We start from the raw sequence: 21,379 nt of genomic DNA, 5'->3' as shown, positions 1-21,379 counted from the left end.
GGAGGGGGAACGTCCGATGTGACGAATCCCAAAGCCCAACAGTGGAGATTGACATATTAGGTAAGGCTAAGGAAACATGCAGCACATGATCAAACGACTGATTCTCCTGTCCACTGCCGTCGGCGCAACCGCGGTTGCCGGACTTGCCGTCGGCGGTGGCGTGGCATCGGCCGCAGTACCCGACGGAACGTACAACCTGTGCGTCGAAACCCGTTACGGCAGTTCGGTGGAGCAGAAGTGCTCGCCGTACGAGGTGAAGGGTGATCAGCTGATCGGCACCGCCGGCACGCCGCTGACCCTCGTCCAGACCGCCACCGGCGGCTACGCCGACATCCCGCCGGTCAGCCGCCTCACCCTGATCCGGACCAGCACCGGATTCAAGGCCATCAACTCGGTTCTCGGAGTCCCGGTCGCCACCTCGAGCTTCAATCCCGTCGAGAACTGACCGACCTCCACTGCGAAGGGCTGCCCATCGCCGATCGCCGGCGGTGGGCAGTTCTGTCGGTCGAGTCGGGTCCACCCGCGACGAACCTGCCGGAGACCTCCACCGCCGACCGCATACCGCATACCGAACTGCCCACCACCGGACTTCCGGCGGTGGGCAGTTCTGTTGGCCCAGGCGCACTCTCGGTGCGCCGATCGGCTACTCGGGCTTGGTGCCCGTGACCACGACGTTGTAGAAGAACTTGGGCGGCACGACCTTGCGCAGCACGTTCTCGTCGAGCCAGGTCATCCGCTTCCACCCACCGAAGGCGAATCCGGCCCAGCCCCAACCCAGCTTCTGCGGCGGCACCGCGGCCTCGAAGGTACGGACCGGCCAGCCGAGCATCGCCGCGGCGAGTTCCTCGGTGGCAGTGGACACCTCGGCCGCACCCGCCGAGCGCGCGATTCCGGCGAGCTCGTCGGGATCGAAGGTGTGGATGTCGACGACGGCCTCGAGAGCGGCGGCACGCGAGGACTCGTCGAGCTCCTCCTGCGGGCGGCGCCACCCCTTGAGCGGACCGAACTTCGTGATGTTGGTCGTCAGATACCAGGTGGCGCGGCTCATCCACCGGGCGTAGAAGTCACCGATCGTCGACGGCTCACCGGCGAACACGAAGCGACCACCGGGCTTGAGCACGCGCAGCACCTCGCGCAGCGACTGCTCCACATCCGGGATGTGGTGCAGCACGGCATGGCCCACCACCAGATCGAAGGTGTTGTCGTCGTAAGGGATCTTCTCGGCGTCGGCCACCCGGCCGTCGGCGTCGAGGCCGAGGTTCTCCGCGTTGCGCAGGGCCACCTTGACCATGCCCGGCGAGAGATCGGTGACCGACCCCTTCTTCGCCACCCCCGACTGCATCAGGTTGAGCAGGAAGAACCCGGTGCCACACCCGAGTTCCATGGCCCGCTCGTACGGCAGCTCGACGTCGGCGGCCACGGCGTCGAACCGGCCGCGGGCGTAGTCGATGCAGCGCTCGTCGAAGCTGATCGACCACTTCTCGTCGTAGGTCTCGGCCTCCCAGTCGTGGTAGAGCACCTGCGCGAGCTTGGTGTCCTTCAGCGCCGCCTGCACCTGCTCCTCGGTGGCGTGCGGATTGGGTGCCGGATCGTCGATCGGTGTCCCGGCCGACTCGTTCTCGGTCGTCGTCATCGTCTGGTGTTCCTCTCTGGCCGTGTCACGGCGTTTGCGTCAGTGGGGCCCTCCCCGGCCCCGGCGCCGTCTCGGCCCCGCGCTCGGAACGAACCTACCGGTTGTCCGTGCCCCACGGGCCGATCCGTCCCGAATCTCCCGGTCGCGATCAGCGTCCGGTGAAGACGGCCTTGCCCGGTCCGTTCTCGATGAACGACTTCATCCCGATCGCCCGGTCGTCGGTGGCGAACAGCGCCGCGAACAGCTGCTCCTCGATCTTCAGACCGGTGTCGAGGTCGACCCCGAGACCCTGGTCGACGGCCTTCTTGGCCGCGGCCAGCGCCACCGAGGCGGCGTTCCGGAACTGTCCGGCCCACGTGAGTGCGGCGTTGTACACCTCGTCGGGGGCGACGACCTCGTCGACCAGACCGATCTCGAGGGCCTCCGCGGCACCGACGAAGCGGCCGGTGAAGATCATGTCCTTGGCCTTGGACGGCCCGACCAGACGGGCCAGCCGCTGGGTACCGCCACCACCGGGGATCACGCCGAGCAGCGCTTCGGGCACACCGAGTTTCGCATTGTCACCGGCGATCCGGCGATCGGCACCGAGGACCACCTCGAGGCCGCCGCCGAGCGCGTACCCGGTGATCGCGGCAACGGTCGGCTTGGGGATCTCGGAGATCGAACCGAGCGCGCGCTGCAGGCGACCGGCCACCTTCGACATCTCCGCGTAGGTCATGTCGTTCATCTCTTTGATGTCGGCGCCGGCGGCGAGCACCTTGGGGCCGCCGTAGACGACGACGGCCTTGATGTCGTCACGGTCGGTGGCCTCGGCCGCCGCGGCCGCCAGCTCGTCCTGCACCTGCCGGTTCAGTGCGTTCATCGGCGGGCGGTTGAGCAGGATGGTGCCCACACCGGGATGATCTTCGGAAGTCTCGAGGGTGACGAACTCAGCCATGAGGGAAGGCTACCGTCTCCGGCGGGGCGGGTGACTGTCGGGTAAGTCGGTGTCACCGCCCTCCACGACCCCCTCCCGGCGCCTACAGTGGCACCCATGAGCCCGGCCCCGGAGTCCTCGTCCGCCGGCGATCCGGTGCTGCTCACGGCCGGTGCGCGGACGGTCCGATTGTCCAGTCCCGACCGCATGTACTTCTCCGAACGCGGCGAGACCAAACTCGACCTGGCGAACTACTACCTCTCGGTGGGCGACGGCATCGTCCGCGCACTCCGCGACCGTCCCTGCATGCTGCATCGCTTCCCCAAGGGCGTCGACGGCAAGAAGGTGCACCAGAAACGCATCCCGGCGGGCGCCCCGGACTGGGTGGAGACCACCGAGCTGTGGTTCCCGCGCTACGGCCGGACCGCCGACGAACTGTGCGTCACCGAGCTGGGCAGCGTGATCTGGGCGGTGCAGATGTCGACGGTGGAGTTCCATCCGTGGAACTCCCGACGCGCCGACCCGGAGTCGCCCGACGAATGGCGCATCGACCTCGACCCCATGCCCGACTGCGACTTCCGCCGCATCCGCCGGGTGGCGTCGGTGGTCCACGAGGTGCTCGACGACCTGGGGGTGCGCGGCTTCCCCAAGACTTCCGGTGGCCGCGGACTGCACATCTATGTACGGATCGCACCGGAGTGGGGGTTCGCCGAGGTCCGCCGGGCGGCCCTGGCGTTCGCCCGCGAGGTGGAACGCCGCGCCCCCGACGACGTCACCACCGCCTGGTGGCGCAAGGACCGCGACCCGGCCGCGGTGTTCGTCGACTACAACCAGAACACCCGCGACCACACCATGGCCGCGGCCTATTCGGTACGCGGCAACCCCCGCGGCACGGTGTCGGCACCGATCACCTGGGACGAGATCGACGACATCGAACCCGACGACTTCACCATCGCGACCATGCCCGCCCGCTTCGCCGACCTCGGCGACCTGCATGCCGAGATCGACGACGTCGCCCACCGCATCGACACCCTGCTGGAGTGGGCCGACAACGACGACCTCACCGCCGGCGACCGGCATCCGGGAGAACCCGACACCGTCGACCTCGATCGGTGACCCCGCCCCGACCGCTGCGCGGGAAGGTCAGAGACCCAGGTCCTCGGGCACGTTGTCGGCCATGCCGGCGAAGTAGTCGGCCGACCGCTCGAACGAGAGCGAGGTCAGCCGCTCGCCCGAACCCACATCCGGCTGGATCGGATGGATGTCGTGCTCGACGGCCATCAGCGCCTCGACGGTCGCATGTCCGGCGACCTCGGTCAGCTGCGCCCAGGTCGGCGGCAGCAGGAAATGCCGTCCCGCCGACCACGCGTCGAGCGCATCCTGCGCCCCCGCCCACCGGGCCACGTCGGCCTCCGAGGTCGCCCCGTCGGGTTCCTGCCCGGGCGGGACCTGCGCGAGGAAGAAGCGGGTGTCGTATCGCCGGGACTCGTTGACCGGGGTGATCCAGTGCGACAACGGGCGCAGCAGATCGGCCCGTAGCGAAAGTCCTTGTCCACGTAGGAACTCCGCGAACGACAGGCTCTTGTCGACGAGTGCGGTCCGCTCGGCGCGCAGGGATGCCGGGTCGGGGAACCGCTCCCCCGACGACGCGAGCAGCACACCGCATTCCTCGAAGGTCTCGCGCACCGCGGCACACACCAGCGCCTGCGCCAGCTCGGTGGTGGTGGAGAACTGTTCGGCCCACCACGCGGGATCCGGGCCGGTCCAGGCGAGGTCGGCGTCGGCGTCGCGAGGATCGACCCCGCCCCCCGGGAACACCGTCATCCCACCGGCGAACGCCATCTGCTTGACGCGGCGCTGCAAGAACACCTCGATCCCGTTGCCGGAATCGCGGACCAGGACGACGGTCGCCGCATCGCGCAGCGGAGCCGGATGTTCACTCATGAAGGACCTCCTGCCGACACCTCGGGACCGACTGTGTCCCGGGGCACAGACCGACAGTATCGGCGGGGCGTGCCACCACGGTTACCCGGGGTCGACCGGGACCGTACCGGGGCGCCTACTCCGCGGCCCGCCGGTGCCCGCCCGCACGGCGACTGCGGCGTGCGAAGAACCGGCCGTCGACCTTCGAGAGCGTGATCTGCTGCCGGAACGCCTCGGACAGGTTCTTCGACGTCAGGACCTTGCCGAGCAGCCCCTGCGCCACCACCCCGCCCTCCGACAGCAACAGCGCATGGGTGAAACCGGCCGGGATCTCCTCCACGTGGTGGGTGATCAGCACGATGGCCGGCGAGTCGGGATCGGCTGCCAGCACCGACAGCCGCTCCACCAGTTCCTCACGCCCACCGAGATCGAGACCTGCGGCCGGCTCGTCGAGCAGCAACAGCTCCGGATCGGTCATCAGGGCACGCGAGATGACGACGCGCTTGCGTTCCCCCTCCGACAACGTGCCGAAGGCACGGTCGGCCAGATGTTCGGCACCCATCGACTCCAGCGACTCCAGTGCCTGCGCACGGTCCATCGCGTCGTAGGTCTCACGCCAGCGGCCGATCACCGAGTACCCGGCCGAGATCACCACGTCGGCGACGATCTCGTCGTCGGGGATACGGTCGACCAGCGCGGGACTCGCCACACCGATGCGCGTGGACAGCTCCCGCAGCTCCACCCGGCCGAGCTGCTCGTTGAGCACGAAGGCCACACCCGAGGACGGGTGCACCTCTGCGGCGGCCATCCGCAACAGCGAGGTCTTGCCCGCACCGTTCGGCCCGATGATCACCCACCGCTCGTCCAGTTCGACCTGCCAGTCGATCGGTCCGACGAGGGTGTTGCCGCCCCGGACCAGCGCGACCTCACGGAAGTCGACGAGCAGGTCGGGATCGGAGGTCGGTCGGTCGGTTTCGGCGGGGACGGAATCGCTGGCACTCACGCGATCTATCGTGCCCTACCGGCAGCGGTCCGGGGTACCGGGACACGGCAACCGCCCCCGGTCACGACAGAGTTCATCATGTCAAACGGCAAGGCTGCCAAACGACCACGCCGACAACGGCTTCGACAGCGTCTCGCGCGGCGTGCGATAGATCACCGACCGGTCGCCGCGGAATATCGGCGCCATGACCGGCCTTGAGGACTACATGGCCTTTCCACTGTCGATCCTCGACCTCGCCCAGGTGGGCCGGTCCCAGACCGTCGCCGAATCGTTGTCGGCGTCCACCGATATGGCGATGCGCGCCGAGGACTGGGGTTATCACCGGATCTGGTACGCCGAGCACCACAACATGTCGACCATCGCGTCGTCGGCACCGGCGGTGCTCATCGCCCACGTCGCCGCCCACACCTCCCGCATCCGGCTCGGCGCCGGCGGGGTGATGCTGCCCAACCACGCACCGCTCACCATCGCCGAACAGTTCGGCACCCTCGCCGAACTGCATCCCGGCCGCATCGACCTGGGTCTGGGCCGCGCACCCGGCAGCGACCAGCGGACCTTTTCCGCCCTCCGCCGCGACATCGCCTCGGCCGACCGCTTCCCCAACGACGTCCTGGAACTGCAGGGATACCTCGGTGACTCGACCCGCGTCACCGGGGTCGACGCCACCCCCGGGCGCGGCACCGACGTCCCGCTCTACATCCTCGGGTCGTCGCTGTTCGGTGCTCAGCTGGCGGCCGCACTGGGTCTGCCCTATGCATTCGCCTCGCACTTCGCACCGGCCGCACTCGGGCAGGCGGTCGCGATCTATCGGGAGAAGTTCCAGCCGTCCGAGCAGCTCGCCGAACCGTATGTGATCGCCGGCGCCGGGGTCATCGTCGACGAGGACGCCGATGTCGCACGCGCACAGCTACATCAGGCCAAACGTGCCCGGGTCACCGCACTGTTCGGTCGCGACGGTCGCACGTTCACCGACGAGGAGGCCGACGCGGTGCTGTCGATGCCGCAGGGTCGCCAGATCGAGGAGATGCTGACCTACTGCGGGGTGGGCACCCCCGACGAGGTGCGCGACTACCTCGACTGGTTCGCCGGACATGCCGACGCCGACGAGGTGATCGTCGCTTCGCTCGCCCCGGATCGTGATGTCTGGCTGCGGACGCTGGAGCATCTCGCGCCGGCGACTGCGCCGTCGGCACCGACCGCCCGGCCGGAGGCCTCCACCGTCAGGGGCTGACGACCGCGGCGTAGGCGAATTCGGTTCAGGCGAGCCGGAAGTCGGCGAAGTCGAACCCCGGCACCACGATGCAGCTGACCAGCGAGGCCTCGTCGCCGCCGCACCGGGCGCGCTGCCAGTTGCCGGGCGGGACGAGTGCCTGGGGCTGCTGTCCCGCCTCGACGAGCGGGCCCACCTGTACGGTCTGCGGCGTCGACGACGGCGTGTCCGCGTCACCGCCGAGATCGAGTTCGACCGGAGCGCCGCGATGATGCAGCCACAGTTCGGCGCCGCGCACGGTGTGCCACGCCGATTCCTCGCCGGGCAACAGGAGGAACAGGATCGCGGTACCGGCAGCCCGTGACGCCCCGTAGCCGGGCAGTACATCGGCGGGCACGGTGATGTCGCTGCGCCAGGTCTCCCGGTACCAGCCGCCCTCGGGATGGGCGGTCAGCCCCATCCCCTGCGCCCATGCGGGCAGGTCCGCTGGTGAGCTCATGTCAAATCCTCACGTGCCGCGATGTTCTCGGCGATCACGGTGACCGATCCGGGCGCGATCTCGGTGAAACCGGCATCCCGCACGGCGATCGCCTGCCCGGTCGCGTCGGCACCCAGCAGCCGCTGCCACCCGGCCTCGTCGGCCTGGCACACCTGCAGCGGGCACCCCGCGTCACGCCACCGCCGCGCGGCGGCGTCGTCGAGCAGCCGGACCGCGAGCATCGACGCATGCCCGACCTGCGCGGCCAGCTTGCCGACCGTCATCTCCAGGGTCGGGTTGACCCACAGGCAGATGCCGGGACCATCAGGCGCCGTCGGCAACTCGCCGTCGACGTCGGTGCCGCCGATCTGCAGGCGGGCGATCCGCTTGTCCACCTCGCCGACCCGACCCGGTACGAAGGCCCGGGCCTGGGCATCACCCGACTGTGCGGTGACACCCCAGACCTCCTGTGCCGCAGCCCATTGTCCGGCTCGCGCACGCCGCGAGATCTTGCGGATGCGGGCATCGCACCAGGCGTCCATCGGTGCCGCCCACGGGCCGTCGCCGCCGGCGCGGTCGTCCAGGCACAGCAGGGCGACGGCGCGGGCGGCCGCGGTGAGCAGCTCGGTGCGGTCCGGTGGGGCCGTCTTCTCGATCCGCAGCACCATCTGCATGGCGAGGACGTCGGCCGGCTCCTCCGGGTCGTCGGCGCCGCCGACGTACCGGGTCAGACGACGGTAGTCGTCCCCGAACCGATGATCATCCGTGAGCGCAGCAGAATGCACACCTTGCGCGTCCACGCCGTCAGGCGAAGACACCGCGGCATTCGCCTCGTCGGGCATGGTCATTCCAGTGGTACGCGACGCAGCACACCGTCGGCCGCGTCGGCGGCCTCGATCTCGTCGCGGGTCACGCCGAGGATGAACAGCACCGCATCCAGGAACGGATAGTTCAGGGCGGCGTCGGCCACCTCCCGCAGCGCGGGTTTGGCGTTGAACGCGATGCCCAGCCCCGCCACCGACAACATGTCGATGTCGTTGGCACCGTCACCGACGGCGATGGTCTGCTCCATCGGCACCCCGACCTCGTCGGCGAACATGCGCAGCGCACTCGCCTTTCCGGGGCGGTCGATGATCTCGCCGATCACCTTGCCGGTGAGCTTCCCGTCGACCACCTCGAGGGTGTTGGCGCGTACGAAGTCCAGTTCGAGTTCGTGTGCCAGCCCGTCGATGACCTGCCGGAAGCCGCCGGAGACCACTCCGCAGTGGTAGCCGAGGCGATGCAGAGTACGGATCGTGGTGCGGGCACCGGGAGTCAGCTGCAGGGACGCGGCCACCTCGTCGAGCACGGCGGCGTCGAGCCCGGCCAGGGCCGCGACCCGCTGATGCAGCGACTGCGCGAAATCCAGCTCTCCGCGCATCGCGGCCTCGGTGACCGCGGCCACCTCGGCCTCGCGACCGGCGTGGGCGGCGAGCATCTCGATGACCTCACCCTGGATGAGGGTGGAGTCGACGTCGAAGACGATGAGCCGTTTGGCGCGGCGCGCCAGGCCACCGTGTTCGACGGCGATGTCGATCGCGTGGTGCGAGGCGACCTCGGCCAGCCCCTTGCGCAGGGCGGCGTCGGCGGCCACGTTGTCGCGGCCGGCGACACTGACCATGAGTTCGAGACCGGTCAGCGGGTAGTCGGCGACGCCACGGATGGAGTCGATGTTGCCGCCCTGCCCGGCCAGTTCGGCGGCGACCGCACTGAACGCGCGGGCGGTCACCGGACTGCCGAGGATCACCACGGCATGACTGGACGGCCGGTGTCCGTCGGTCGGGGCGTTCACCTCGACGGTGACGGCCATACCGATCGACGACATCGCCTGCTCGATCACGTCCTGGACCCGTTCGGGGTCACCGGCCGCGGCGACGAGCACACCGAGCGTGAGTTGATCGTGGATCACCACCTGCTCGACGTCGAGCAGGCTGACCTGCTGTCCGGCGAGCGCGCCCATCAGCACCGACGTCACACCGGGTTTGTCCGGCCCGGTGACGGTGATGAGGAGGGTGGTCTTCACGACTGCACCCGGAGCGGACGATGCCGATCCGGGTGCAGACGTGGTGTGGGATTCCGGGGAATGTGCCACCAATGTTCAGCCGCGACTCAGGCGTCTGCCTCGTGACGGCCCGCACCGGCCGCGACCGGTGCGTGGTCACCACCGTTGTGGCCTGGACCCACGTGTGCTTCGGCACGCATCCGATCGATCATGTGCGGATAGTGCAACTCGAACGCCGGACGCTCCGAACGGATTCGGGGCAGCTCGGTGAAGTTGTGGCGCGGCGGCGGGCAGCTGGTGGCCCACTCGAGCGAGTTGCCGAAGCCCCACGGATCGTCGACGGTCACGACCTCGCCGTAGCGGTAGCTCTTGAAGACGTTCCACAGGAACGGCAGGGTCGACAGGCCGAGGATGAACGCACCGGTCGTGGACACGATGTTCAGCGTGGTGAACCCGTCCGACGGCAGGTAGTCGGCGTACCGACGCGGCATACCCTCGTTACCCAGCCAGTGCTGCACCAGGAAGGTGGTGTGGAAGCCGATGAAGGTCAGCCAGAAGTGCCACTTGCCGAGGCGCTCGTCGAGCATGCGTCCGGTCATCTTGGGGAACCAGAAGTACACGCCAGCGTAGGTCGCGAACACGATGGTGCCGAAGAGCACGTAGTGGAAGTGGGCGACGACGAAGTAGCTGTCGGACAGGTGGAAGTCCAGCGGCGGGCTGGCGAGCAGGACACCGGTCAGACCACCGAACAGGAAGGTGACGATGAAGCCCACCGAGAACAGCATCGGTGTCTCGAACGTCATATGACCTCTCCACATCGTTCCGATCCAGTTGAAGAACTTCACACCGGTCGGGACCGCGATCAAGAAGGTCATGAAGGAGAAGAACGGGAGCAGAACGGCACCGGTCACGTACATGTGGTGCGCCCACACGGCCACCGACAGGGCGGCGATCGCCAGGGTCGCGTAGACCAGACCGGAGTAACCGAAGATCGGCTTGCGTGCGAAGACCGGGAAGATCTCCGAGACGATGCCGAAGAACGGCAGCGCGATGACGTACACCTCGGGGTGACCGAAGAACCAGAACAGGTGCTGCCAGAGGATGACGCCACCGTTGGCCGGGTCGTAGAGGTGTGCACCGAACTGACGGTCGACCTCGAGGCCGAGCAGCGCCGCGGTCAGCAGCGGGAAGATCAGCAGGATCAGCACGGTGGTCACCAGGATGTTCCAGGTGAAGATCGGCATGCGGAACATCGTCATACCGGGCGCACGCAGGCAGACCACGGTGGTGACCATGTTGACGCCACCGAGGATGGTGCCGAGGCCCGAGACGCCGAGGCCCATGATCCAGAGGTCACCGCCGACGCCGGGCGAGTGGATCGCGTCGGTCAGCGGGGTGTAGGCGGTCCAGCCGAAGTCGGCGGCGCCACCGGGGGTGATGAAGCCGGCCAGGGCGACGGTCGAACCGAACACGAACAGCCAGAAGCCGAAGGCGTTGAGGCGCGGGAACGCCACGTCCGGTGCACCGATCTGCAGCGGCAGGACGAAGTTGGCGAAGCCGATCACGATCGGGGTCGCATACATCAGCAGCATCACCGTGCCGTGCATGGTGAACAGCTGGTTGAACTGCTCCGTCGACAGGAACTGCATTCCCGGATGGGCGAGCTCGGCGCGCATCAGCAGCGCCATCAGGCCACCGATCAAGAAGAACGCGAAGCACGCGACGATGTACATCATGCCGATCAGCTTGTGATCGGTCGTGGTGATCAGCTTGTAGATGAACGATCCCTTGGGCTGATAGCGCTCCGGGAATGGTCGCACTGGTGCCACTTGCGTGGCTGGCTGGTCTACCGCAGTCACAGATCCTCCTCTTGCCCGACCGGATCGGGACGCCTATTCCCGGGTCGGCACATGAAACAACCGAGCGCTGGTTACCGATCCTAAACCCTTCCCCCCGCCCCGGCCGAACGGGTCCTACGATCTGTCGTACTCAATTTTCCGTGCACCTCGTCAGGCCAGGTCAGGGCCGGTGCCCGGGTGCGCCACGCCGTGCCGGAACGGCCTGTCGGGTGCTCCCGGAGGACGCATCGCACCGTCACGCCGAGGCACCACGGTCACCGACGGCTCCCCTGCTAGGTTGTCCACGTGCAGGACGGTGGCGAGAAGCAGGGTGCGACGGGCATGCGACGCGGCGACAGGACAGGTCGCGGACGTGTGGTGCTCGTGACCGCGGGGGCGGCATGCGCCGTTGCGCTGGCGCTGAGCGGATGCTCCGACGAGCAGACCGCGCTGACCACCCCGGACGGCAAGACCATCTCCACCTCCACCACCCGGGTGGCCGAGGTCAACATCGTCTCCGCCGACCGTGACTACGCGCGCACGTGCCTGGCACCGACCGCGGTGGACGATGCCCGCGCCGATGCCGCCCGGATCGTCGTCACCGATCCGGCACTGCTCGACGACCTGTGCGCGCTCGGCCTGGGCCCGCGGGTCACCGCGGTGACCGCCGCACCCGGGTCGATCCCGGCCTATCTCGGGCCGCAGCTGACGGCGGTGCCCACGATCGGCACCTCCCCCGACGCCGCGGCGGTGCGCTCGGCAGCACCCGATCTGGTGCTGACCACCGCGCAGACCGCCGGATCCGCCGGTGCGTTCACCGGCACCCGGTCGGTGACCATCCCGGCCGGCGACTGGCGGTCCCGGTTCCAGTCGGTCGCCGACGCCGTCGGCCGGTCCGACGAGGCCAGGCGGCTGCTGGGCGAGTTCGACACCGAGGCCACCAAGACCGGTCGCCGGATGCATGCCGCGCACACCCAGGTGTCGCTGGTGCGCTTCACCGCCGACGCCGAGAAGATCGCCGGTACCGGCAGCTTCGCCGGCCAGATCCTGGCGCAGGTCGGGGTGCAGCGTCCGGCATCCCAGCGTGGCGCGGAGGGCTTCACCGTCACCGACGCCGACTTCACCGACGCCGACGCCGACCTCATCTATGTGAGCTTCGAGGGCGAGGGCGGACTCGAACACGGCAAACAGGTGCTGCTCAGCGACCGCTGGCTGGACATGGGCGCACCCACCTGGAAGCGCGTGCTGTCGGTGGACGACGAGGTCTGGTACGGCGGCGACGGGCTCGCCGCGGCATGGCTGGTGCTCAACGACATCAAGGGATCGTTGAACGGCAACTCCTGAGTCCGGGTGCCGGCCTCACCACCGGTGACCGGACCCATGGCCCGACGCGCATAAACCCGCCGGGCACGCCAGCATTGTGGTCCCGGCGAATCCAACCCTCACCGGACCCCGCCTGGCTCGGCACGGTGGATCCATGACCGTCACCGACGAATACCTGGCCAACAACGCCGAATACGCCACGACCTTCACCGGTCCCCTCCCCCTGCCGCCGAGCCGCCACGTCGCCGTCGTGGCATGCATGGACGCACGCCTCGACGTCTACCGCATCCTCGGTCTCGCCGACGGTGAGGCGCACGTCATCCGCAATGCGGGCGGCGTCGTCACCGACGACGAGATCCGATCACTGGCGATCAGCCAACGTCTGCTCGGCACCACCGAGATCATCCTGATCCACCACACCGACTGCGGCATGCTCACCTTCACCGACGATGCCTTCAAGCGGGAGATCCAGAACGAGACCGGACAGAAGCCGGCCTGGTCGGCCGAGTCGTTCCCCGACGTCGACGAGGACGTGCGACAGTCGCTGACCCGGATCCGCACCAGCCCGTTCATCACCAAGACCAGTTCGCTGCGCGGGCTTCGTCTTCGACGTGGCCACCGGCAGGCTGAACGAGGTCGCCGGCTAGGACGACGCGGCCTGGCGGCGGCCCGTCGCGATCACGGCCAGCCGGGTGCCGACGGGATGGACCCGTCGGCCACGGCAGCCGCCAGCTGCGCATGGTCGCGCTCGGTCTGATCGGCGTAGGCGTGGGCGAACCCCACCACCGACTCCTCGGCCTTCACGGACTTGCCGAGATAGTCCGCGATCGCGCGGGCGTCACCGCTGCGGGCATGGGCGCGCGCCAGCACGTGCCCGCAGGCGGTGGCGAACTGTGCCAGGATCCCGGACACCAGGGGACCGTTGGGGATGAGCTTGCCGTCGCGGAACTGCCGGACGTAGAAGTCGAGGTCGCCGATCCGGGTCCACCCCAGGAACCGGTCGGAGGCACTCTGGATGAGCTGCTGTCCGTTGACCACGCGCTGACCGTGGTTCTCGTAGCCGCTGGGTGCCAGGAACTGCTCGTAGACCGACGGCCCGGCCTGCTTGACCTGGAAGAACAGCGGATCACCGGTGGCATGCTCCTCCACCAGGTTGAGGAAGACACGCATCCCCACACTGCCCACGCCCACCACCTGCTGGACGGCGTCGACCAGGTCGAAACGACGCAGCAGGGCGGCGACGTTCTCCGGGACCGAGGAGTAGTAGGCCACGATCACGTCGTCGAGCAGTTCGCCGTAGTCGCTCAGCGCGTGCACCCGGTACGGCGGCGCCTCGATGATCTGGCGGCGGCCGTCGACGAGATGGGTCAGCTTCTTCGACGCCCCGCGGCTGGTCCGCTTCTTGGCGCGCTTCTCCAGGTAGGTGTCGATCCGGTCCTCGTTGTCGGGGGTGGAGAGATAGGTGACGAGTTCGTCGACGGCGATCTTCTCCCCCCAGACGTCGAGGATGGGCCAGTCGGCATAGGTGCGGATCCACGTGCGGTATCCGCGGAATCCGGCACGCACGGCGTCGGTCGCGGTGGCGGCGTCGACGCCGTTGTCGCGGGCGAGCACCACCAGGCTGGCCAGGAAGCGCAGGAGGTCCCACTCGAACGGACCTGGCAGCGTCTCGTCGAAGTCGCGCAGATCGAAGGCGAGGGTGCGTTCGGGGGTGTTCCAGAGACCGAAGTTGAGTACGTGTGCGTCACCACACATCTGGACGGTGATCCCGGTGTTCGGGCGCGACGCGAGATCGGCGGCCATGACCGCCGCGGCACCCCGGTAGTAGGTCCATGGCGACGCCGACATCCGGCCGTGCCGGATCGGCAGCAGACGCTCGTCACGAATGTCGTTCTGCGCCAGGATGGTCTGCAATGCGTCGTGTCCGCGCGCGTCCGGGTTCCAGTCTCCGAGCGCCGAACGCGGCACGATCTTGCGGGCGGCGCGCCCCGCCGAACGCTCCTCGTCCGGGTACTCCGTGGGACCGGCGGCGAGGGCCTCACCGTAGGTCGGCGGCGGCGGTACGAGCGGATCGGTGATCGTCATCCCGACAGTCTTACCCGCCCCGGTCCCGCTCGCGACGCAACCCGGCCCCGTGTCCCGGGGCCGTGTCGGGGTCGGTCGCTAATCTGGATGCCATGCCGACACCGCTCCCGACGACGCAGGTCGGCCTGCACGCACTGTGGCGCCCAGGGGTCGGACTGGCGGTGTGGACCACATCCTCACCCGACCCCGGGTCCGAGCCCGATCCCCGGCCGGAGTCCGAGTCCGGCCGGGTCACCGGGCCGGGGCCCGAGCCGGGGCCCGAGCCGGGGCCCGAGCCGGGTCCTGACGAGATCCCGGAGCCACTGCGGTCGCTGTTGTCGGGCAAACGCTTTCGCCGTCAGGTGGGCGTCATCGGCGCCGACGGCCGGCGGCGGTTCGTCGCGACCCTCACCCTGGGCACCGCGTCGGCGGTGTCGTTCCTCGATGCGACCCGCTCGGTGGCGGTGCCCGGTGACATCGTCTGGTATCGGCATCTGCTCGACGGCGTCCGGCGCTTCGTGGTGTCCGGGTCGGTGGTGCCCACCCTGGCCGAGGTGGCCGGCGAGACCGTGATGCGGTGGCAACCCGCGACCACCTCGGCCTGGCGGGCGTGGTCGGCGGTGATCACCGGTGGCGCGCCTGCCGCACTCACCGAGAACGGCGGTGCCGCAGCGCTGATGGACTTCGCGGTGGAGCTCACCGACCACGAGTGCCGGGCCCGGATCGCCGCGTCGCCGGCCGCCCTGGGACCGATCGGGGTCACCGCGCCCCTGCTGCGTGCACTGGTCGCCGACGCCACGGTGCCCGCCGAGGCCACCGCCCCGGCGGCGATCGCGGCGTGGTCGGCCTGGGCGGCGAGCGTCCCCGCCGCCGACTCGGCCCTGGTCTTCCGGCTGCACGAGCCGGACGACCCGGATGCACCCGATCCCCGGTTCGACGATGACGACGACTTCGTCTCGGCGGCACGGCCTTCCGTTCCGGTCGACCCGGAGGTGCTGCGCTGGCGGCTGCAGGTGTGCCGCCGCGCGGTGGACGGGCATGTCGAGCCGGTTGCACCTCAACGTCTCGACGCCGAGGCCCTCGACGAGATCACCACCGATCTGGCCTCGGCCGTGCGCGCCTTCCCCGACCTCGCCCGCGCGGATCCCGATCGTGCGACCCTCGACTTCCTGCTGCCGACCCCGATGGCCGAGACGCTGTTCGCCACCGGCGCCAGTGCGCTCGCCGATGCCGGATTCCCGGTTCTCCTGCCGCGCACCATCGCCGAGGTACGCCCTACCCTCGGGGTGCGCGCGCGGCCGGTCCCGGGCGGCGGCGCCCCCGCCCGCATGGTGGGGCTGCGGGAGATCCGCGAGTTCGAATGGCGGCTGGCACTGGGCGACGGACCCGACGCACTCACCCTCGGTGAGGCCGATCTGGACGAACTGTCCAGGCAGAAAGGCGATCTCGTCCGCATCCGAGGTGTCTGGGTGCGGGCCGAGGGGGCTGCGCTCACCCGAGCCGCGTCGTTCGTCACCGCGCAGCGGGCACTCTCGGGCAACGGCCACGAGGTCGACATGGGTGAGCTGTTCGGCATGATCACCCATGACAGCGAGAAGCCCCCGGTGCCGGTCACCTCGGTACAGGGCCTCACCTGGCTCGACGAGATCGCCGAATCCGGTGCGCTACGGCCGGTTCCGATCCCCCGGCCGCACCTGCTGCACGCCTCGCTGCGCCCCTATCAGCAGCGCGGACTGGAATGGCTGGCGCATCTGTCCGGACTGGGGATCGGCGGTGTCCTCGCCGACGACATGGGTCTGGGCAAGACGGTGCAGGTGATCGCCCTGCTGTGCCACGAGGCCGGGCCCGACGACGGACCCGTGGACACATCCGATCCCCGGTCGGCGCCGCCCTCCTGCCCCGACGGGCTCGCGCCGCACCGGCCCACGCTGATCGTGTGCCCGATGTCGGTGGTGGGCAACTGGGCGGCCGAGATCGCACGCTTCGCACCGTCGTTGCGGGTGGCGGTGCACCACGGCGCCGACCGCGCGAAGGGTGAACGGTTCCGCGAGGTCCACCGCGCCCACGACGTGGTGCTGACCACCTTCGCCCTGGTCACCCGCGACCGCGATGCGCTGGCGGCGCAGGCGTGGCACCGCGTCGTCGTCGACGAGGCGCAGCATGTCAAGAACGTGAGAACCGCTGCGGCACGGGCTCTCCGGGCGATCCCGGCCGACCATCGGATCGCGTTGACCGGTACGCCGGTGGAGAACCGGCTGGAGGATCTCCGGGCGGTGATCGATCTGGTCAACCCGGGTCTGCTCGGGTCGGCCTCCACCTTCCGCAACCGCTTCGCCGAACCGATCGAACGCGACCGCGATCCGGCGACGATCCGACGGCTGGCCGGGTTGACCCGACCGTTCATCCTGCGGCGCGAGAAGTCGGATCCGAGCATCATCTCCGACCTGCCGGAGAAGAACGAGATCACCGTCCGCGCCAACCTGACCGTCGAGCAGGCCGCGCTCTATCGTGCCGTGATCGACGACCTGATGGAGGCGCTGCGCGACCGGCAGCAACGCGCGCTGCGGCGCCGGACCGTGCTCGCCGCGCTCACCCGGCTCAAGCAAATCTGCAATCATCCCGCGCACTATCTCGCCGACGGAACGCCGGTGACCCGCCGCGGCCGGCACCGCTCGGGGAAGCTGGAGTTGCTCGAGGACATCGTCACCACCCTGGTCGCCGAGGGCGATCAGGCGTTGATCTTCACCCAGTTCGCCGCGTTCGGGGAACTGTTGTCGGGGTGGCTGACCGAGTTGCTCGACACCGAGGTCCCGCTGCTGCACGGCGGTGTGGCGCGCGCCGACCGCGATGCGCTGGTGCAACGCTTCCAGCACGGTACGGGTGGCGCCCGCCCGCCGGTGCTGCTGGCCACCCTGAAGGCCGGGGGCACCGGACTGAACCTGACCGCCGCCAATCATGTGGTGCACGTGGACCGGTGGTGGAATCCGGCGGTCGAGGACCAGGCCACCGACCGTGCCTACCGGATCGGGCAGAAGCAGCAGGTGCATGTGCGGCGTTTCGTGTGCGTGGGAACCCTCGAGGAGCGGGTCGACGACCTGATCGCCAAGAAACGGGAACTGTCGCGTCTGACGGTGTCCACCGGGGAGAACTGGATGGGTGATCTCGGCGACGAGGAGCTGTTCGACCTGTTCCGGCTGCGCGAGGAGGCGGTGAGCGAGTGAGCGCCCGGCGCGGCACGGTCCCGGTGCGGGGATACGCGGTGACCCCCTGGTCACGCGCCCTGATCGACGTGGTGGAGGGCCGCAACACCGGAGACGGCGGCGTACCGGTGGTGGACAGCACCCGGATCACCAAGGCCCGCAGATACTTCCGGGATCGCCATGTCCACCAGCTGACCATCCGGCCGGGAACCGTGACGTCGTCGGTGCAGGGCAGCCAACTCGACCCGTTCGAGGTGATCGTGTCGATGCGGACCGTCGACACCCCGACGGTGGTCACCCTGCTCAGCGCCCGCGACGGGGTCACCGAGGTGATGTCGCTGGCACGGGGTGAGCAGCCCCGCACGCTCGGTGAGCTGATCCTGCCGACCGAGTCCGCCGACGTCGCCGGCGACTGCACCTGCCCGGACGATTCGGGGCGCTGTATCCATGTGCTGTCGACGATGTTCGAGGTGGCCGCCGAGATCGACCGCTCCCCCACCACCCTGCTCACCGTGATGGGGACGTCGTTGCCGGAGTTGCTCGATGCGATCGAGGATCTGTCACCGACGCGCCCGCCCGCCCCGGCCGAATCCGGGCGCACCGAATCGGAGGGCACCGGCTCGGCAGAGCCCGCCGGGACGCCGCCGCGCGTCGACTTCTTCGGCACCGGCGCCACGGCCCCGTCGCTGCCGTCGCCGCCGCGGATGAGTCCCCTGACCGACCTCGACGGCACCGCCCTGCGCGCCGCGCTGCGGGCCTCGGGTATCGCACCCGGTGACATCGCCGAGGCGATCGACGATCTCACCGACCTGTACGACCGGATCATCGAGGACTGACCCCGCCGGCGCCCCGGAGCATCCGCGGTGTCGTACCAACAGACGATATCTGCCGTCGGAACGGCGATTCCGGTTTGCGTCCATCGACCGCGATGCCCGGCTTGTGCATAATGTTCCTCTGCCGTCGAGGAGGAAACATGGGACAGACCGCTCCCCGGGTGGGTGAGGTGTTCGGGCCGTATCGGCTCGAATCGCTGCTCGGACGTGGCGGGATGGGCGAGGTGTATCGCGCCCACGACACGACCCGTGACCGTGACGTCGCACTGAAGCTGCTCCCGGCCCACCTCGCCGCGGACCCGTCCTTCCAGGAACGGTTCCGACGTGAATGCCAGAAGCTGGCCCGACTCGGTGAACCGCACATCATCCCGATCCACGACTACGGGGAGATCGACTCCACCCTGTTCCTGGACATGCGGCTGGTCGACGGACGCGACCTGCGGGCCATCCTGACCGACCGCGGTCGCCTCGACCCGGCTGCGGCGATCGGCCTGATCGAGCAGGTCGCCGCCGCGCTCGACGCCGCGCACGCCGCCGGTCTGGTACACCGCGACATCAAACCCGACAACGTCCTGGTGACCGACTCGGGGTTCGCCTACCTCATCGACTTCGGGGTCGCCCACGCCGACAACGAGGCCCACCTCACCAAGACCGGTACCGCGATCGGCTCGCTCGCCTACATGTCGCCCGAACAGTTCGAGAACGCGCCGGTCACCTCGGTGTCGGACGTGTACAGCCTGGCCGCGGTGCTGTTCGAGCTGCTGACCGGCCGACAGCCCTACCCGGGCGACTCGGTGTCGGCGGTGACCCGTGGCGTGCTCTTCGACGAGGTCCCGGTCCCGAGTCAGGTCGTTCCGTCGATCGAGCCGGCCCTCGACGAGGTGGTGGCCTGGGGACTGTGCAAGACACCCGCGCAACGATGCCCTTCGGCCCTGGAGTTCGCCGCTGCCGCCCGGGCCGCGCTGTCGGGTGAACGGCCCCGGGCCGGGGCCGACAACCCGATGGTGTCGTTGTCCAAGGCGCCTCCCACCCTTGCACCCCCGACGCCGGCAGTTCCGGTCGGCACCGGCGCACCGGCCGGCACCGCCGAGCGCGCGCCCGAGACCATCACGGCAGGCTCCCCGCCGGCACCGTCGGCGATCGACCCGACGCTGATCCGTCCGCATCCGCTCCCCGCCCACCAGGTCACCGAGGTCGCCGGACATCTCGCCGCCGGCCACTCGGCGCCCCACCAGGTCCCACCGCCGCGGGTGCCGACGGGTCCGGTTGCCGCCGGGATACCGCCCGCCGGATACCCGCAGGGCGGTTACCCGCCGTGGTCGCCGCCGCCGGCATCCGGGGGACGCAGCACCGCTGTGATCGTCCTGGCGACCCTGCTCGGCGTGCTCGTGGTGGGCATTCTCGGTATGGGCGGCTGGGTGCTCGCCGACTCCCTCGGCAGTTCCGACGACGACGCGACCGCGGCGACCCAGACCCTCGACCAACCGGTTGCCGACCAGCAGACCGGGACCGTGACGGCGCCACCGCTCACCACGATCACCTCCACACCCACCTATGTTCCGGCGGCACCCCCGCCGGACAACCAGCAATGCGCCCCGGGTGTGGGGACCGGCTACCCCCAGTGGACCGGCTGCGAGTTCGCGATCAACGTCCGCGACGCCTACGTGTCCGGCGGGCCACTCGGTTCGGCACGTGTGGTGAACGGATGGGCTCCGCAACAACGGAAGTGGTACGCGATGTCGTGTGATCCGTACGCCGGGATCATCGCCTGCCGCGGCGGCAACCAGGCCGTCGTCTACGTCTACTGATCGCCGCATCCACCCCGGCCGGTGCGAATCCCTTCCGGCCGAACCGAATCCACCCCACCCATCGGGTCGACTCCAGTCGGGAGAACCGTGAAGTTCCTTGAATCGGCCGGTGTCGGTCGCACGGTCGCGACGATCGCGGCCACCGTCGCCCTCGCGACGGTGGCCGGATGTTCGTCGACCGCCGACGAGCCCGCCCCCATCGCGCAATCCACGGCGCCGACACCGGTTGCCGCCGCATCCTCGTCCCTGCGACTCGACGACCAGCCGGTGACACCGGCGGCGGCGAAGCTGGCCAACGGATTCCGCCGCCAGGGTTTCGGCCCGGGGGTGGGTGTGGTTCTGGTCCCGGTCGGCGGCTCCGCCACCATCGCCCTCGGCAGCCAGACCCCGGCACGGGTGGCGTGGTCGACGATCAAGGTCCCGTTGGCGATCGCCGCGCAGCGCAATGCCGCCGACGACGACGCGGAGATCGGCGAGCTGGTGGAGAGCGCGATCATCAACTCCGACAACTCCGCCGCCCTTCGGCTCCGCAAGTCCCTGGGTTCGCCGACCGAAGCACGCAAGAAGGTGACCGCGGTCCTGCGTGACGGCGGTGACGACACCACCGAGGTCGTCACGATCACCCAGCCCGACGAGACCTTCGGGTTGACCGTCTGGCCGTTGACCGGTTCGGCCCAGTTCACCGCCGGACTCCCCTGCCTCGCGGACAGCGCCCAGGTGGTGCGGTACATGGGGCAGGTCGCAGGCGTCCAGCAATGGGGTGTGGAGGTGATGCGCGGCCCGAAATCCACTGCGGTCAAGGGTGGTTGGGGGCCGAGCGACGACGGCGGCGAGGAGGTCCGGCAGATCGGGCTGATCACCCACGCCGACGGGCAGCGAACCGCGGTGGCCATGAGCAGCTATGTGACCGGCCAGACGATGGGTGAGGGAACCGCAACCCTCGACCGCGTCGCGCGGTGGCTGAACCAGAATCTGGCCCTGCTGCCCCGCGGCCGGTGCTGACGCGCCGTCGGTCGCTGTTGGTCACCGTTGTCGTCGTTGGTCACCGTTGTCGTCGTTGGTCACGGTTGTCGTCGTTGGTCACGGTTGTCGGGATCATGCCCGACGGT

Annotated in this window: 17 protein-coding genes and 1 pseudogene; 9 read left to right on the top strand and 9 right to left on the bottom strand. The window is 69.4% G+C overall.

The window, feature by feature from the left end; translation table 11 throughout:
* The first annotated feature begins 76 nt into the window (after nt 1–76).
* Nucleotides 77–445: a hypothetical protein gene (locus GD1_RS10490; RefSeq protein WP_244882645.1), complete on the top strand. Its 369-nt coding sequence runs from the start codon at nt 77–79 to the stop codon at nt 443–445.
* A gap of 198 nt (nt 446–643) precedes the next feature.
* On the opposite strand, the gene GD1_RS10485 is transcribed toward GD1_RS10490, so the two are convergent.
* Nucleotides 644–1,633, bottom strand: coding sequence for a class I SAM-dependent methyltransferase (locus GD1_RS10485; RefSeq protein WP_059036958.1), 990 nt, complete (start codon nt 1,631–1,633; stop codon nt 644–646).
* Between the two features lie 148 nt (nt 1,634–1,781).
* Nucleotides 1,782–2,570, bottom strand: coding sequence for an enoyl-CoA hydratase/isomerase family protein (locus tag GD1_RS10480; protein ID WP_059036957.1), 789 nt, complete (start codon nt 2,568–2,570; stop codon nt 1,782–1,784).
* Between the two features lie 96 nt (nt 2,571–2,666).
* On the opposite strand from GD1_RS10480, the gene ligD reads away from it, so the two are divergent.
* Nucleotides 2,667–3,665, top strand: a complete 999-nt coding sequence (gene ligD / locus GD1_RS10475; protein ID WP_059036956.1) for a non-homologous end-joining DNA ligase — start codon at nt 2,667–2,669, stop codon at nt 3,663–3,665.
* Nucleotides 3,666–3,692: 27 nt separating this feature from the next.
* Here the strand turns inward: ligD and GD1_RS10470 are convergent, their stop codons facing one another.
* Nucleotides 3,693–4,493 (bottom strand): NUDIX hydrolase, encoded by an 801-nt coding sequence (locus tag GD1_RS10470; RefSeq protein ID WP_059036955.1) that lies wholly within the window; start codon nt 4,491–4,493, stop codon nt 3,693–3,695.
* Between the two features lie 115 nt (nt 4,494–4,608).
* Nucleotides 4,609–5,484: an ABC transporter ATP-binding protein gene (locus GD1_RS10465; protein WP_053778645.1), complete on the bottom strand. Its 876-nt coding sequence runs from the start codon at nt 5,482–5,484 to the stop codon at nt 4,609–4,611.
* Between the two features lie 196 nt (nt 5,485–5,680).
* Here GD1_RS10465 and GD1_RS10460 point away from each other — a divergent pair, with 196 nt between their 5' ends.
* Nucleotides 5,681–6,706 carry an LLM class flavin-dependent oxidoreductase gene (locus GD1_RS10460; protein WP_059036954.1) on the top strand — a complete coding sequence of 342 codons (1,026 nt, stop codon included), beginning with the start codon at nt 5,681–5,683 and terminating at the stop codon, nt 6,704–6,706.
* 25 nt (nt 6,707–6,731) lie between these two features.
* Here the strand turns inward: GD1_RS10460 and GD1_RS10455 are convergent, their stop codons facing one another.
* From GD1_RS10455 to ctaD, 4 genes are all read right to left on the bottom strand, one after another.
* Nucleotides 6,732–7,184, bottom strand: coding sequence for a cupin domain-containing protein (locus tag GD1_RS10455; protein WP_059036953.1), 453 nt, complete (start codon nt 7,182–7,184; stop codon nt 6,732–6,734).
* Nucleotides 7,181–8,005, bottom strand: coding sequence for an aminoacyl-tRNA hydrolase (locus GD1_RS10450; protein ID WP_083534067.1), 825 nt, complete (start codon nt 8,003–8,005; stop codon nt 7,181–7,183). Before GD1_RS10450 ends, GD1_RS10455 begins: the two co-directional genes overlap by 4 nt.
* Before the next feature lie 2 nt (nt 8,006–8,007).
* On the bottom strand, nt 8,008–9,225 hold the full coding sequence (serB, locus tag GD1_RS10445) for a phosphoserine phosphatase SerB (RefSeq protein ID WP_059036952.1): 1,218 nt from the start codon (nt 9,223–9,225) through the stop codon (nt 8,008–8,010).
* Between the two features lie 86 nt (nt 9,226–9,311).
* On the bottom strand, nt 9,312–11,063 hold the full coding sequence (gene ctaD / locus GD1_RS10440) for an aa3-type cytochrome oxidase subunit I (protein ID WP_053778648.1): 1,752 nt from the start codon (nt 11,061–11,063) through the stop codon (nt 9,312–9,314).
* Nucleotides 11,064–11,384: 321 nt separating this feature from the next.
* Here ctaD and GD1_RS10435 point away from each other — a divergent pair, with 321 nt between their 5' ends.
* The gene (locus GD1_RS10435; RefSeq protein ID WP_157079435.1) at nt 11,385–12,386 is read left to right on the top strand and encodes an ABC transporter substrate-binding protein; all 1,002 of its coding nucleotides are present in this window, start codon (nt 11,385–11,387) and stop codon (nt 12,384–12,386) included.
* Nucleotides 12,387–12,519: 133 nt separating this feature from the next.
* Nucleotides 12,520–13,012: pseudogene (locus GD1_RS10430) on the top strand (beta-class carbonic anhydrase).
* 31 nt (nt 13,013–13,043) lie between these two features.
* On the opposite strand, the gene GD1_RS10425 reads toward GD1_RS10430, so the two are convergent.
* The gene (locus GD1_RS10425; RefSeq protein WP_059036950.1) at nt 13,044–14,450 is read right to left on the bottom strand and encodes a DUF2252 domain-containing protein; all 1,407 of its coding nucleotides are present in this window, start codon (nt 14,448–14,450) and stop codon (nt 13,044–13,046) included.
* A gap of 92 nt (nt 14,451–14,542) precedes the next feature.
* Here GD1_RS10425 and GD1_RS10420 point away from each other — a divergent pair, with 92 nt between their 5' ends.
* From GD1_RS10420 to GD1_RS10405, 4 genes are all read left to right on the top strand, one after another.
* Nucleotides 14,543–17,650 carry a DEAD/DEAH box helicase gene (locus GD1_RS10420; protein ID WP_083534063.1) on the top strand — a complete coding sequence of 1,036 codons (3,108 nt, stop codon included), beginning with the start codon at nt 14,543–14,545 and terminating at the stop codon, nt 17,648–17,650.
* Nucleotides 17,647–18,465, top strand: a complete 819-nt coding sequence (locus tag GD1_RS10415) for a hypothetical protein (protein WP_059036948.1) — start codon at nt 17,647–17,649, stop codon at nt 18,463–18,465. Before GD1_RS10420 ends, GD1_RS10415 begins: the two co-directional genes overlap by 4 nt.
* 137 nt (nt 18,466–18,602) lie before the next feature.
* Nucleotides 18,603–20,270, top strand: a complete 1,668-nt coding sequence (locus GD1_RS10410) for a serine/threonine-protein kinase (protein WP_059036947.1) — start codon at nt 18,603–18,605, stop codon at nt 20,268–20,270.
* Between the two features lie 87 nt (nt 20,271–20,357).
* Nucleotides 20,358–21,272 carry a serine hydrolase gene (locus tag GD1_RS10405; protein WP_083534061.1) on the top strand — a complete coding sequence of 305 codons (915 nt, stop codon included), beginning with the start codon at nt 20,358–20,360 and terminating at the stop codon, nt 21,270–21,272.
* The last annotated feature ends 107 nt before the right edge of the window (nt 21,273–21,379 follow it).

The organism is Gordonia desulfuricans NBRC 100010, assembly GCF_001485495.1.
Classification (GTDB): Bacteria; Actinomycetota; Actinomycetes; order Mycobacteriales; family Mycobacteriaceae; genus Gordonia; species Gordonia desulfuricans.
This window is presented reverse-complemented; position numbering and strand designations above follow the sequence as displayed.

What these genes read in the sequence shown, in the direction of transcription:
- GD1_RS10490 (WP_244882645.1), top strand. Translation starts at nt 77, where the DNA reads ATGCAGCACATGATCAAACGACTGATTCTCCTGTCCACTGCCGTCGGC.
- GD1_RS10485 (WP_059036958.1), bottom strand. Translation starts at nt 1,633, where the DNA reads ATGACGACGACCGAGAACGAGTCGGCCGGGACACCGATCGACGATCCG.
- GD1_RS10480 (WP_059036957.1), bottom strand. Translation starts at nt 2,570, where the DNA reads ATGGCTGAGTTCGTCACCCTCGAGACTTCCGAAGATCATCCCGGTGTG.
- ligD (WP_059036956.1), top strand. Translation starts at nt 2,667, where the DNA reads ATGAGCCCGGCCCCGGAGTCCTCGTCCGCCGGCGATCCGGTGCTGCTC.
- GD1_RS10470 (WP_059036955.1), bottom strand. Translation starts at nt 4,493, where the DNA reads ATGAGTGAACATCCGGCTCCGCTGCGCGATGCGGCGACCGTCGTCCTG.
- GD1_RS10460 (WP_059036954.1), top strand. Translation starts at nt 5,681, where the DNA reads ATGGCCTTTCCACTGTCGATCCTCGACCTCGCCCAGGTGGGCCGGTCC.
- GD1_RS10455 (WP_059036953.1), bottom strand. Translation starts at nt 7,184, where the DNA reads ATGAGCTCACCAGCGGACCTGCCCGCATGGGCGCAGGGGATGGGGCTG.
- GD1_RS10450 (WP_083534067.1), bottom strand. Translation starts at nt 8,005, where the DNA reads ATGCCCGACGAGGCGAATGCCGCGGTGTCTTCGCCTGACGGCGTGGAC.
- GD1_RS10435 (WP_157079435.1), top strand. Translation starts at nt 11,385, where the DNA reads ATGCGACGCGGCGACAGGACAGGTCGCGGACGTGTGGTGCTCGTGACC.
- GD1_RS10425 (WP_059036950.1), bottom strand. Translation starts at nt 14,450, where the DNA reads ATGACGATCACCGATCCGCTCGTACCGCCGCCGCCGACCTACGGTGAG.
- GD1_RS10420 (WP_083534063.1), top strand. Translation starts at nt 14,543, where the DNA reads ATGCCGACACCGCTCCCGACGACGCAGGTCGGCCTGCACGCACTGTGG.
- GD1_RS10410 (WP_059036947.1), top strand. Translation starts at nt 18,603, where the DNA reads ATGGGACAGACCGCTCCCCGGGTGGGTGAGGTGTTCGGGCCGTATCGG.